The organism is Affinundibacterium seohonense (genome assembly GCF_014284305.1).
Classification (GTDB): Bacteria; Pseudomonadota; Gammaproteobacteria; order Burkholderiales; family Burkholderiaceae_D; genus Undibacterium; species Undibacterium seohonense.
Genome location: NZ_JACOFW010000007.1, coordinates 1 through 13,473 on the forward strand (window position 1 = coordinate 1; position 13,473 = coordinate 13,473).

General features: G+C 46.5%; 9 protein-coding genes. 4 read left to right on the forward strand and 5 right to left on the reverse strand.

Features of this window, described 5'->3' with window-relative positions; translation table 11 throughout:
- Positions 1 to 153: 153 nt before the first annotated feature.
- Entirely contained in the window at positions 154 to 921 is a 768-nt protein-coding gene (locus tag H8K52_RS08120) for a hypothetical protein (RefSeq protein WP_222613728.1), read from the reverse strand.
- A 190-nt stretch (positions 922 to 1,111) separates the two neighbouring features.
- On the reverse strand, positions 1,112 to 3,892 hold the full coding sequence (polA, locus tag H8K52_RS08125) for a DNA polymerase I (RefSeq protein WP_186922400.1): 2,781 nt from the start codon (positions 3,890 to 3,892) through the stop codon (positions 1,112 to 1,114).
- A 13-nt stretch (positions 3,893 to 3,905) separates the two neighbouring features.
- Between polA and H8K52_RS08130 the strand changes: the two genes are divergently transcribed.
- On the forward strand, positions 3,906 to 4,643 hold the full coding sequence (locus H8K52_RS08130; RefSeq protein WP_186922401.1) for an LOG family protein: 738 nt from the start codon (positions 3,906 to 3,908) through the stop codon (positions 4,641 to 4,643).
- 53 nt (positions 4,644 to 4,696) lie between these two features.
- Here the strand turns inward: H8K52_RS08130 and H8K52_RS08135 are convergent, their stop codons facing one another.
- Positions 4,697 to 6,475 carry a pre-peptidase C-terminal domain-containing protein gene (locus tag H8K52_RS08135; protein ID WP_186922402.1) on the reverse strand — a complete coding sequence of 593 codons (1,779 nt, stop codon included), beginning with the start codon at positions 6,473 to 6,475 and terminating at the stop codon, positions 4,697 to 4,699.
- Positions 6,476 to 6,862: 387 nt separating this feature from the next.
- On the opposite strand from H8K52_RS08135, the gene H8K52_RS08140 reads away from it, so the two are divergent.
- Genes H8K52_RS08140 through H8K52_RS08150 form a run of 3 tightly spaced genes read left to right on the forward strand, consistent with a single transcriptional unit; the run spans position 6,863 to position 11,186 of the window.
- Positions 6,863 to 9,184, forward strand: coding sequence for a DNA translocase FtsK (locus H8K52_RS08140; RefSeq protein ID WP_186922403.1), 2,322 nt, complete (start codon positions 6,863 to 6,865; stop codon positions 9,182 to 9,184).
- A 59-nt stretch (positions 9,185 to 9,243) separates the two neighbouring features.
- Entirely contained in the window at positions 9,244 to 9,888 is a 645-nt protein-coding gene (gene lolA / locus H8K52_RS08145; protein ID WP_281387945.1) for an outer membrane lipoprotein chaperone LolA, read from the forward strand.
- Positions 9,885 to 11,186, forward strand: a complete 1,302-nt coding sequence (locus H8K52_RS08150; protein ID WP_186922404.1) for a replication-associated recombination protein A — start codon at positions 9,885 to 9,887, stop codon at positions 11,184 to 11,186. Before lolA ends, H8K52_RS08150 begins: the two co-directional genes overlap by 4 nt.
- Here the strand turns inward: H8K52_RS08150 and H8K52_RS08155 are convergent.
- Complete coding sequence (locus tag H8K52_RS08155; RefSeq protein ID WP_186922405.1) at positions 11,183 to 12,079, reverse strand: hypothetical protein; 897 nt, start codon at positions 12,077 to 12,079, stop codon at positions 11,183 to 11,185. The two genes, H8K52_RS08150 and H8K52_RS08155, sit on opposite strands and share 4 nt — an antisense overlap.
- 188 nt (positions 12,080 to 12,267) lie before the next feature.
- Positions 12,268 to 13,359 (reverse strand): saccharopine dehydrogenase family protein, encoded by a 1,092-nt coding sequence (locus tag H8K52_RS08160; protein WP_186922406.1) that lies wholly within the window; start codon positions 13,357 to 13,359, stop codon positions 12,268 to 12,270.
- Positions 13,360 to 13,473: the final 114 nt, after the last annotated feature.

Sequence of the window (13,473 nt, forward strand, 5' to 3'; positions counted from 1 at the left end):
TGCTTTGCCAGATCGATACCAATTCGAGTAATATTCATTTGGACTTCTCCTCTGTGAACTAATCAGTTTTACCTCTAATTAGTTTGGCACATTTGATGCCGTAGGGGGAGGAGTCCATTCCATTGCCTTACGAAAAGATTGCACCTTGCCGAGTTATGGAAAAGACCAGCTATGAATATCGAATCCATATTCCAGTGACATTGAATCAAAGTTCTCCTTGTTACTTCTAACATGCTTTTGTTGCGATCGGCCTAGCGGTATCAATTCCCCATTGAATTTGACAATGACCTGCTCTTTGTTTTTTATTTTTTCGTCTCTCTGCTCTCGTGACAGCGGAATAAAGGCAAAGCTTTGATTCGTCGTCACTCGATAGTCATCGAAAATAGATGGGAATTCGATGTCCTCTGCATCCCAGATACCGTTGCGGAATTTTAATAGCTGTTCTTGGAAATCGATCGTTTTTTTCGATGTTGGATCATGTCGCCAGGCGGCAATTGTCACTTTTTGATATCGACCTGCAGTAAGCTTTAATTCTTGCAGAGATTTTTTTTCTTGCTGCTCTATTGGATCTGTCTTAATTTTTTGTTTGATCAGATATGCGTTGATCGAGATTAATTTCACGCGAAATCTGGGGTTTCGTTTATCTATAAATCGTTCAGAAGAATCTTGTTTCAAAGAAAGTTGTTGTCCATAAGTTGGATCGCCAAATCGATCTAACAAGGTAACATTGAGCGTTTCCGGTGCATAGTCTTTTTTCTCACACCACTCGATGTCATGATAGATTAAGACCATACCGTTGCTTAATGTCTTTACTGAGTACGGCTGTAAATTTCGAGGCTCTTGATGTGTGACTGGGTGAAAACGCATATCGTTAGCGCTGATGCTGTTATATGTCTCGCACATCCAGTTTCTCTTAAACATATACTTGACGCCATCAATCTCCATTTGAATGTGACTCTCGAAATATCTATCCTTTTCAAACGACGGAAGACAGCCACAAAGTAACAAGTTGCAGATACTGATTAGTATTATTGATTGTGCACGCATTTTCACAGGTATCGAAGTTGAGTTTCTCGAACGATTTTTTTAATTTAGAGTTGAAATATTGATCCTAATGCGCCTCTTCCCAATTCAAGCCAACCCCAACCTCAGCCAACAGCGGCACCTTCAACTCAGCCACCCCAGCCATCAATTCAGGCAACTTACGCTTCACCAATTCCAACTCCTCAGCCACGACTTCCAACACCAATTCATCATGCACTTGCATAATCATTTTGGATTTCAACTGATCGGTCTCTAACCAATTTTGCACCGCGATCATCGCGAGTTTAATTAAGTCTGCTGCCGTGCCCTGCATAGGCGCATTGATCGCTGCGCGTTCTGCGCCTTGGCGGCGTGGGCCGTTGGGGCTGTTGATTTCTGGTAGCCAGAGGCGGCGGCCGAAGACCGTTTCTACGTAGCCGTGGGCTTTGGCTTGCAATCTAGTGTCGGCCATGTATTGGGCGACGCCTGGGTAGCGTTGGAAATATTTGTCGATGTAACTTTGTGCGGCACTGCGTTCTATGCCTAAGTTGCCTGCTAAGCCGAATGCGCTCATGCCGTAGATCAGGCCGAAGTTAATCACCTTGGCGTAACGTCGTTGTTCGCTCGTCACCTCTGGTAATTCGACACCAAAAATTTCGGATGCTGTGGCGCGGTGTACGTCTTCGCCGTCGGCGAAGGCTTTGAGTAAACTCGCGTCGCCGGAGATGTGCGCCATGATGCGTAATTCGATTTGGGAGTAGTCGGCTGACACGATGCTATTGCCCGGTGCGGCGACGAAGGCTTCGCGGATGCGGCGGCCTTCGGCGGTACGTACTGGGATGTTTTGCAGATTAGGATCATTTGATGCCAAACGACCTGTGACTGCAACGGCTTGCGCGTAGTTGGTGTGAACGCGACCTGTAGCGCTGTTCACCATCTTTGGCAATTTGTCGGTATAGGTCGATTTGAGTTTGGCTAGGCCGCGATATTCCAACAAGACTTTCGGCAGCGGATAATCTTCCGCTAGTTTTTGTAAAACTTCTTCGTCAGTCGATGGTGCGCCGGATGGTGTCTTTTTAACGACGGGCAGGCCGAGCTTACCAAAGAAGATTTCACCTAACTGCTTTGGTGAATTCAGGTTGAATGGCTGCTCAGCCAACTCGTAAGCCTTTTGTTCTAACTCCAACAGACGCGTTCCAATTTCGTTGGATTGCGTCGCTAATAGATCGCGATTAATTAGTACGCCGTTACGTTCTATTTTTTGTAAAACGACAGACGTTGGTAATTCCACTTTGTCGTAAATGAAGCGCAGTTTGTCGTACGGTTCTACTTGCGGCCACATCGCCTGATGCAATTGCAAAGTGATGTCAGCGTCTTCAGCCGCATAAGCGGTAGCGCGTTCTAGATCGACTTGATCGAAACAAATTTGTGAAGCGCCTTTGCCGCAAACTTCTTCAAAGCTGATGGTCTTACGTTCTAAATGACGCATCGCTAAGCTATCCATGTCGTGCGATTTGTGTGATTCGAACACATAGGATTGCAGCAAAGTGTCGTGCAAAATACCGCGCAGATTTATGCCGTGATTGGCAAAAATGTGGGTGTCGTATTTGAGATTTTGCCCGACCTTGGCTTTGCTTGGGTCTTCTAACCACGACTTCATTTTGGCGAGCACGAATTCGCGGTTCAATTGTTCTGGTGCGCCCGGATAATTGTGGGCGAGCGGAATGTAAGCAGCGATGCCTGCTTCGCAGCACAAGGAGATGCCGACCATTTGCGCATTCATCGGCTCAAGCGACGTGGTTTCCGTATCGACTGAGGTGAGGGCGGCTTGATTGATTTTTTCTAGCCACGCATCGAGCTGGGCTTCGGTCAAAATGGTTTCGTAATGCGTGATGGCGGGTGCGGCTGGGATTGCTACTGGCACGTTGCTAGCGACACTGCTTGATTCTTCTCCAAACAATCCACCTTGCGCTGGCGCTGCTTTTGCTGGTGCAGAACCTGCGACCGGATCAACACCAAACTCACGCAATAAACTCTTGAAGCCTTGATGCTGCAAAAAGGCGATCATTTCCTCACGATTTTCTTCTTTGGCTTTGAGAGACTCATCGATAGAAATATGATGACCCGCCAGATCGCAATCGGTTTTTACGGTGATTAGGACTCGGCCTTGTGGCAACCAGTCTAAAGCCGCGCGAAGGTTATCGCCAACAACACCTTTGATCTTGTCGGCATTAGCGATCACACCATCTAAACTATCGTATTCGGTCAACCATTTAACGGCAGTTTTCGGGCCACACTTGCTCACGCCGGGTACGTTATCGACGGTGTCGCCGATTAACGTCAGATAGTCGATGATGCGATTCGGTGGTACGCCAAATTTAGTGAGCACACCGGCTTCATCTAACTTCTCATTGTTCATGGTGTTGATCAACATGACGTTGGCATTGACCAATTGCGCTAGATCTTTATCGCCGGTGGAGACGATGGTGTTCATACCGCGTGCGGTGGCTTCGACCGCTAGCGTGCCGATGACGTCGTCGGCTTCGACGCCTTCGACCATTAAGATAGGCCAACCCATCGCTGCTACGGCCTGATGAATGGGCTCGATTTGCAAGCGCAAATCATCTGGCATCGGTGCGCGCTGTGCTTTATATTCTGGATAAAGGTCGTCGCGGAAAGTTTTCCCCTTGGCATCAAACACACAAGCCATGTAAGCTGCGGGATAATCTTGGCGTAGGCGACGCATCATGTTGACCATGCCGTGAATTGCACCAGTCGGTTCGCCGCGCATATTGCGCAAATCAGGTAAAGCATGGAAAGCGCGGTATAAATAGCTGGAGCCGTCGACTAATAACAGAGTTTTTTGCATAAGGATTTTAAGTATGAATGACAGCAGAAAAAGAATTTTGAAATTGCGCCAGATTGCGGACAAGGACAAGGCGACTACCTTAAAAGCGCGCGAATCGTGGCATATGTTCACGATTATGGCAGAGTTTATTGAATCTACCGAACGTCTGTCAGCATTAGGACCCGCCGTCACGATCTTTGGTTCGGCCCGAATCAGCCACGATAATCCCTATTATCAGGATTGCGTTGATGTGGCAAAACGCTTATCGGATGAAGGTTTTGCTGTGATTTCTGGTGGTGGTCCGGGCATCATGGAAGCAGCAAATCGCGGTGCTTTTGATGGCGCATCGGCGTCGGTTGGACTCAATATTGAATTGCCACACGAACAGAAAACCAATCCTTGGCAGAATATTTCTTTGAATTTTCGTCATTTTTTTGCGCGCAAAGTATCTTTTGTGAAATATGCCGATGCCTACGTCATTTTTCCAGGTGGGTTTGGGACTTTGGATGAATTAATGGAGGTGTTGACCTTGATGCAGACGGGGAAGACTAAACGCATTCCAGTGATTTTGGTGGGTACTAGCTTTTGGCAGGGTTTTTTGGATTGGATAAGAATGCAGATGGCAGACAAAGCGCTCATTGAAGACAAAGATCTGAATTTGGTACAGATCATTGATGAGCCCGCCAATGTTGTGGATGCTATTTTCGCCTTCTACGAGGCGCATGATATCGAGCCATCAGAGGAAGAACGGCAGCGTATGTTGTATTTGTAACGATAGCGTGTTGTGGGTAAGTCGTCATCCGGCTTACCCACATGTAGGCCTAATTAGTTAATATCCAATAAAGCTTTTTTGATCGTATAAGGCCCAGAGTAAGTGCCAGTGGCATTCTTGTACGCTTGGGTTTGACCATCGCGTTTGAATGTCAACGTAAAAGATAACGGGTTATACGTGTCGGACGGCGCTGTGCCTGTGCTAGAGGTCGGCGTTTGGTCAACCATATGTTTGAATACCGCTGACGAACTACCGAGACCGTTGGCATCGACAGCAAAAATATTACTGGAGTTTAATGCGCTAGTGAATTGATAGCCAACTCCAGTCGATCCGATTAATTTGGTCTTGCTGGTGGTGATGGTGCGGTTGCTGAATTTGAAGGTGTCGCCCGCCGTCAAGTACGACAGTCTGACTCCAGTTGCACTGAATTTAGTGCCAGTCCCAAAATTGCTGGAACTCGCTTCTGCCACAAATACGCCAGAGCTGCCGTACACGGTAGCGATATCACCATTGATATATAGCGCGGTATTTTGATCGATGCCGTAGGAAACATTGGGGCCGATGTTTTTGAGTGCAGCAATGAAACGACCGAGGCGACCAGAGCGACTGTTGCGATTGTCAAAGTGCGTATCAACGTTGGCGTTCGGCACAAAGCCAAAGCCTTTGATTTTGGTACCAAAATCGACATTGCTAGGATGGCTGAGGCAACTTGGCGCGGGTGTACCGTCTGAAGCTGGTGCGACATACGGGCAATTGGCTGGCGTGATACTGCGTAAAGTATTTTGATTTAAATAGCCTATGCTAATGCCTTCGCCATACGACGTACTTGGTGCAATCGCCGTACCCGCAGAATCGCCTGCATAAATTAAACTGCCAGCTTTGTAGCGAGCACGTATTGCTGCTAACAACGGAGAGTCAGTGCCGTCATCTTTTAAGAAGCTGCGGGACAGACGTGATTGATCTCCACCGATGACATAAACTAGATCCGCTTGATTGACGATAGCGATATTCGCTTGGCCTTGTGTGCTCGTATTGCTTGAGTTGTTCACATACGTGTCATGATGATTCAGGATGTGTTTTGGTGAAAAACCATGGCGCTGGAATAAATTGTAATAAGACCACGCGCCCGTCGTTGTGTCATTGTTGAATTTATCCACACCATCCGCTTGATTGACTGCTGATGCGGTGATCACTGCAACTCTTGGACATGGCGTGGTGTTCCAGTCAGTGCTGCAATTGGTCGTGCTATTGATGTTCGGTGCGGTGGTGTTTTTACCTGTTGCTTGGCGCAAACCTGTTACAAAAATAGCCGCGTTATCTTGCGCAATAGAGCCGCCGTTGAGCCAGACTTTACCGGTGACCACTGAGGTGATTGGCGGGACGACTGGTGGTACATCAGGATTGGTCGCATCACTCGGGAACGTTACTGTCAAGCTGTAGCTGCCAGTGCCGGAATAGCTTTTAACACGAACATAGTAGATTCCAGCAGCTGGTGCGTTATAGCTGCCCGTTTCAGGATTGCTGCTGCTTGATTTATAGGCGACATAACTGCCACTGGCTGGATATAGGAACCAATCTAAATCGGCGCCGCTCGCATGGGATAAGCTAATAGAGATCGACCCCGCTGCCGCGACATTGATTTTGAACCAGTCATAGTCGCTACTGGAACTGATCATGCCGTTGACCGCTGTACCGGAACAGATGCCGGTGTTCGCAGTGACATCCGTATTATTGGATTCGACTTCGGTGGTCAGACAAGTTGCTGCCATGGCCAATTGACTACACAAGCTGGCAAGGATAAATCCTGCGGTTTTAAAAATAGACGAATGCACTTTGGTTCTCCAAGTTTTTTTATGACAGTTTTTATGCGCGTCATGCCCATCATTGATGTAGACGCTACTGTTTTCTTGTATCGGATTTTTGTATTAAGTAGCCACAAGTAGTCACTTCGAATGTCTTAATATTTACATTTGTATTTTTAATGTAAACCGATTTACATGAAATATATACCGAACTTTGGAGAATTCAAATGGTTTTTTTAAGTGAGTGTTGTTCGTAAGATGAATTGTTGAAATCGTGCCTGCCGATTTGTCCGGTCTATAGGTAAATGAAATCGGGTGTCGCTAGAAGTGGATATTTTATAGCGGTGTTTTGCTATGAAGTAGCTATACCGCGAGCTTTTGCCCTACAATCATGTTTGCTTGTTTTCTTTGAAATCTATGCCAAATTCCAACGAAGTTTATCAACGTAGTCGTCAATCCGCGCCGCCTCCTCCTTTGCCAAATCGTCTGGTGATCCTGTTAGGGGAAGTTCGCTGGATGGTGTTTGCTGCGTTCACCTTATATTTCATTCTTGTCCTAGCAACATATTCGCCTTTGGATCCGGGTTGGTCGCGCTCGATTGTGGTTGAGCGATTTCATAATTTAGGTGGCTTTGTCGGTGCGCGTATCGCTGATTTGATGTTATTTATTTTTGGTTTTTCTGCATGGTGGATTAGTTTTGCATTGCTGCGGTTGGTTTGGCGTAGCTATCGGCATCTCAATTACGATCAGCCAAATGGGCAAGAAGACCACCATTTTGTGGACAAGATCATTCAGATTGTCGGCTTCACTTTCATCATGATTGGGAGTATGGGGATTGAATCGCTGCGCTTGTATTCATTAAAGGTGCTGCTGCCGGGTGCGCATGGCGGCGTGTTGGGTGAATTGATCGGTAACTTGAGTGCCAGTGCATTTGGTTTCACTGGCGCGACTTTGTTGCTACTTTTGATTATTTCTTTGGGATTGAGTTTGTATTTTCATTTGTCGTGGTGGCAGATCGCTGAAAACACCGGTGCCTTGATCGAAAACAGTGCTGATTTTATTCGCAAGAAATACACTGATCACGAAGACAGAAAGCTTGGTGAAACCGCTGCTGTCAAGCGCGAAACAACCCTGGTGCAAGAGCGCGCCAAAATTGTCGTAGCTCCACCGATCCGAATCGAGCCGCAAGTGGTCGCTGTACAAAAATCCGAGCGTATCGAAAAAGAACGGCAAGTGTCTTTGTTCAACGATATGCCAGATACCAATTTGCCGCCTTTGAATTTATTGGATGAACCGCCAGTATCACAAGAAACGGTCAGCATTGAGACTTTAGAATTTACCAGTCGTTTAATTGAGAAGAAGCTCTCCGACTTTGGGGTTGACGCCAAGGTGATTGCAGCTTATCCGGGGCCAGTGATTACGCGTTATGAAATCGAACCGGCTACCGGTGTAAAAGGTAGCCAGATCGTCGGTTTGGCGCGCGACTTGGCGCGTTCTTTTTCACTGACCTCAATTCGCGTGGTGGAAACCATTCCTGGTAAAAATTATATGGGATTGGAGTTACCTAATCCTAAGCGTCAGATTGTTCGCCTGACTGAGATCTTGAGTTCGAAAGTTTATAACGACAGTTCGTCTAATCTGACTGTCGCTTTAGGCAAAGATATTGCCGGACATCCGGTGGTCGCTGATCTGGCCAAGATGCCGCATTTGTTGGTTGCTGGTACCACGGGCTCCGGTAAGTCGGTTGGGATTAATGCGACGATTTTGTCACTGCTCTACAAGTCCGATCCCAACGACGTCCGCATGATACTGATCGATCCTAAGATGCTGGAAATGTCAGTGTATGAAGGCATTCCTCATTTGTTGGCACCAGTCGTTACAGACATGCGTCAAGCTGGGCATGCTTTGAATTGGGCCGTCAACGAGATGGAACGTCGCTATAAGCTGATGTCCAAACTTGGGGTGCGGAATTTAGCTGGCTACAATGCAAAAATTGCCGAGGCTGCTAAACGCGAAGAGCATATTCCCAATCCATTTAGCCTGACACCGGATGCACCCGAGCCTTTGGATAAATTGCCGACGATTGTCATCATCATTGATGAGTTAGCCGATTTGATGATGGTGGTTGGCAAGAAAGTCGAAGAGTTGATCGCACGTATTGCGCAAAAAGCCCGCGCTGCTGGCTTGCATTTAATTCTGGCGACACAACGTCCTTCTGTTGATGTGATTACGGGCTTGATCAAAGCGAATATTCCCACTCGTATTGCTTTTCAAGTCAGTAGTAAGATCGACTCGCGTACGATCTTGGATCAAATGGGAGCTGAATCGCTGCTTGGCATGGGCGATATGCTGTATATGCCGCCGGGTACGGGTTTGCCGATGCGTGTACATGGCGCTTTTGTTTCCGACGAAGAAGTGCATCGCGTGGTCAAATATCTGAAAGAACAAGGCGAGCCAAATTACATTGAAGGCATCTTGGAAGGTGGCGTGCTAGAAGAGGGTGGTGACGCTCTGGCGCCTGGCGAAGGTGGTGGCGAAGCCGATGCGCTATATGATCAGGCAGTAGCGATCGTGTTAAAGAATCGTCGTGCCTCGATCTCACTGGTACAACGTCATTTACGCATTGGCTATAATCGCGCCGCCCGTCTGTTAGAACAAATGGAAACGAGTGGCGTCGTATCGACGATGCAATCAAATGGTAATCGTGAGATTTTGGTGCCAGCAGGAAATGCCGAGTAGACCATCTTGTTCACCAGCGCGTTATCTACCTAGGTTTACTAAATAGAATTGGAATCACATTGAACACCCTTAAGAAAAATATTTACTCCACTGCATTGGCATTCGGCTTAATGTTAACGGCAGTTAGCGCAGCGCAGGCGTCTGCGATTGAGCAATTCAAAGCCTTCGTCGTCAATACCAAGACCGCCAAAGGTGAGTTTTTGCAAGTGCAAATGAAGACGGCTAATGGTGTCTCGAAAGTCGGTAAGTCTTCCTCTGGTACTTTTAAATTTGCCCGCCCTGGTAAGTTTATCTGGACTTACATCAAACCCTATGAGCAAGTGTTACAAGCCGATGGCGATAAACTTTATCTGTACGATAAGGATTTGAATCAAGTGACGATCAAGGCTTTGGGTAATGCGATTGCCTCTAGTCCTGCGGCGATCTTGTTTGGTAGCGTGGATTTGGACAAGAATTTTGTCATGAAAGATGTTGGACTAAAGCAGGGTGTTGAGTGGTTAGAAGCCATTCCTAAGACCAAAGACAGTCAGTTTGATACGATCGGTATCGGTATGAAAGACGGCGTGCCCGTTGGCATGGAATTGCGTGACAGTTTTGGTCAGTTGTCCATTGTTACTTTGAAAAATTTCGAAAAAAATCCTAATTTTTCTGTCGATCAGTTTAAGTTTATTGTGCCCACTGGTGCAGAAGTTTTACGTCCATGATGGGGGCGCAGCAAGGGGCTTTATATCAGCCGCTGGCTGAACGCCTTCGCCCTCAGAGTTTGCCAGATGTAATCGGTCAACAACATTTGTTGGGTGAGGGGAAGCCGTTGCGGGTCGCTTTTGAGTCCGGTGAACCTCACTCGATGTTGTTGTGGGGACCGCCTGGCGTTGGAAAAACCACCTTGGCGCGGTTGATGGCGCAAGCATTTCAGGCAGAATTTATTGCCCTCTCTGCAGTTCTCTCAGGTGTGAAGGATATTCGCGATGCGGTCGAACGGGCGGAGTTTGTACGCGCGACTTCGCAACGTCGCACCATCTTATTCGTCGATGAAGTGCATCGCTTTAATAAAAGCCAGCAAGACGCGTTTTTGCCGCATGTGGAAAGTGGCTTATTTACGTTTATCGGTGCAACGACAGAAAACCCTTCCTTTGAAGTCAATAGCGCTTTATTGTCGCGTGCGGCTGTCTACGTTTTAAAATCGCTCACCGAAGATGATTTGTCACAGATGTTAGACAAAGCCAGCGCCCAAGAATTAGATGGCTTAGTTTTCACCGCAGAAGCCAAACAAAGTCTGATTGCCAGTGCGGATGGTGATGGTCGTAAATTGTTGAATAACCTCGACATCACGGCTCGCGCGGCGCAGGCAAAAAAAGTGCGGGAAGTCGATAGTGCATTACTCGCTGAATGTCTGGGCGATGCCTTGCGCCGTTTTGATAAAGGCGGTGATGCGTTTTATGATCAGATTTCAGCGTTGCATAAATCGGTGCGCGGATCCAATCCTGATGCGGCTTTGTACTGGCTGGTGAGGATGTTAGACGGTGGCACCGATCCGCGTTATTTAGCGCGCCGAATTATTCGGATGGCGAGCGAAGATATTGGTTTAGCTGATCCACGTGCTTTGCGCATCAGTTTAGATGCGGCGGAAGTGTACGAGCGCCTAGGTTCGCCAGAAGGCGAATTAGCATTGGCCGAAGCGGTGGTGTATTTAGCCTGCGCGGCGAAATCGAATGCAATTTATATGGCATATAAACAAGCGCGGGCGTTTGTGGCGAAAGATCAATCGCGCGTGGTACCCGAGCATTTACGTAATGCGCCGACTAAGCTGATGAAAGAACTTGGTTACGGCAAATTGTATCGCTATGCGCATGATGAGCCTAACGCTTATGCTGCCGGTGAAACGTATATGCCAGAAGGATTGGAAGAGTTGCGTTGGTACCAGCCCGTCGGTCGTGGGATGGAAATTAAGATTGCCGAAAAGCTCGCCTATTTACGGCAATTAGACAGCGATGCAGATTAATGTGCAGGTGTTTGGAACCATAATTCAGCGCGCTTGAGTGGCATAGAATTAATATTAAGAAGCGGATTATTTAACTGTATGACGGTTCTTTGTTTGATTTTAGCGCGTTCGATATTCTCTTGATTGTGATGCTGAAATAATTTCTCAAACAAGCCATTCGCAATGATTTTTTCGAAGCCTTGACGTAAATCTTCTGCAACTTGTGGTCGCCGTGGCGTGATGAAAATATAGCAGGCTGATGGGTAATGCAGAATGAAACTTTGCTCGACTTCGATCGTTTGATCATGGTGGCTCTTAAGTTCATTCCAAATTTCAAAGACCGAGCGCGGGAAGTAATCAAAACGCTCTCCCGCCAGCATCGTAAATAAGGAATCATAGCCAATCGAGGTCAATACGGGTAGTTGATTGGCTTTCAAGATAGCGACATCGGGCCAGCTACTTCCTTGCCCAGCGGTGTATGGCTTTAAATCTTCGGCCTTTTTTATTTTCGAAAATGCACTGCGATTTTTCTCCTTAATCAAGCTAATACGCCAGCCAATTAAACCTTTGTCTATGGGTATGCGAATGGGGATTAATTGTTTTTCACGAGTATCCGTTGTCATGCTCCACAGTAGGTCGATTTTGCCATCAGGTTTAGTCATTTCGTAGATCGAACGACCTTGTTCCATGCGACCTTTGCTGTAAATCAAGCGGTAGGGACGAGGTGAATGTTGAATGATTAATTGTAGGAGCTCGCTAACATAAGCTTCGTTAGGATCGACCTTGGCGTCAGATCTTGGGAGAATGATATCCAGAGATTCTTTTGCATAAGCGGATGGCAGAGCAAAAAAACTGAGGGATATCGACATGATCCATTTGAACGCGAATTTGCGTAGATGGTACAAGCTACTCATGGTATTTATTTCCCCTCATTCTTTAGCAAACTAGAACTTGCTTTCGAGACTAAGTATAAGAGGTATTTATCATTAATACTTTGATGATTTTTTTAAAAATGTTATTTCTTTTCAATAGGGATTTTGTATCGACAAAGAAAGAGCATGTGAGCTTCAACAGACTCTTTCTTTCTGTGGCTACTGTCTCATCAATTCGCGTAAAAGCGTCCAAAACGATTTGCGGTGAAGTCGGCTAAAGACGCTTGTTCTTGTCGTACTAAGCCGTGTTGCGGCAATTTACCTTGAATTAACATGTCCACCATGGCGCAGATGCCTGATGCCGTGGTTAGCTGGATCGCTGATAATAATTGCCCATTGACTTCTTGTGCATAGATTTTCTTGGCATAAGATTCTTGCTCTAGACGCCCGGCGCGCATCCCGATTACGCTGACAAATACCAAAACCACATCTTGTTTCGTCATAGGAACTGAGGTTTCCAAAACATCTTTCAAGATTGGACGACGCTCTAATTTGCCTAATTCCAAATCACGAATTAACATTTTGATGATATCGCGGTGACCTGGATAGCGTACCGTTTTGTAGTTGAGGTTTTGTACTCGACCGATTAAGGATTCGCATAAAGTCCCAAGACCGCCAGAGGTGTTAAACGCTTCGTAATCGATGCCATCCAAAGAAAAGTGTTCGATCTCTTCTAAGGCAGAGGTTTCACGTAGCTTGCCATCGACAATCGCTTCGCAGGGATTGCAGTATTCATTAATTAGGCCATCCGTGCTCCAAGTCAGGTTGTACTTCAAGGCATTGTTGGGAAAAGTTGGTAACGCGCCGACCCGCATACTGACATCGCGTAGGGAATCAAATTTTTTCGCAACATCATTTGCCACAATCGAGATAAAACCCGGCGCTAAGCCACATTGTGGAACAAAAGCGCTCGTAGCATCTTGCGCTAATTGCTTAACGATGCGGGTGCTTTCGACATCTTCGGTTAAATCAAAGTAATGCGAATTCGCCGTCTTTGCAGCGTTGGCTATCATCGGCGTCAAAAAATACGGACAAGCAGATAAAGTCACATCATGGCCTTGGATTAATTGACTTACTTTGGTTTGATCGTTGAGATCAGAGCAGACACTCGTGACGTTCGGAAAATTTTCTTTATCAACATAATTGAGTCGTTCCGCGTCGCGATCCGCGACAGTAATTTCATAATCGCCGGAATGGGATAGTAAATTTAAAATCGCATCGCCAATTTTTCCTGCTCCTAGCAAAATGAGTTTCGTGCTCATGATGGTCTCCAAATTAAAATGGTAAAAGTGACTAAACAAGTGGGTCAATATTTCACTTGATATGTGCCAACAGAGACAGTGTAGATGCAAGAAATGTCAGATAATAGATACTAA

Coding starts and splice junctions, on each gene's coding strand:
- H8K52_RS08140 (WP_186922403.1), top strand. CDS start 6,863: ATGCCAAATTCCAACGAAGTTTATCAACGTAGTCGTCAATCCGCGCCG.
- H8K52_RS08130 (WP_186922401.1), top strand. CDS start 3,906: ATGAATGACAGCAGAAAAAGAATTTTGAAATTGCGCCAGATTGCGGAC.
- H8K52_RS08155 (WP_186922405.1), bottom strand. CDS start 12,079: ATGAGTAGCTTGTACCATCTACGCAAATTCGCGTTCAAATGGATCATG.
- H8K52_RS08150 (WP_186922404.1), top strand. CDS start 9,885: ATGATGGGGGCGCAGCAAGGGGCTTTATATCAGCCGCTGGCTGAACGC.
- H8K52_RS08120 (WP_222613728.1), bottom strand. CDS start 921: ATGTTTAAGAGAAACTGGATGTGCGAGACATATAACAGCATCAGCGCT.
- polA (WP_186922400.1), bottom strand. CDS start 3,892: ATGCAAAAAACTCTGTTATTAGTCGACGGCTCCAGCTATTTATACCGC.
- H8K52_RS08160 (WP_186922406.1), bottom strand. CDS start 13,359: ATGAGCACGAAACTCATTTTGCTAGGAGCAGGAAAAATTGGCGATGCG.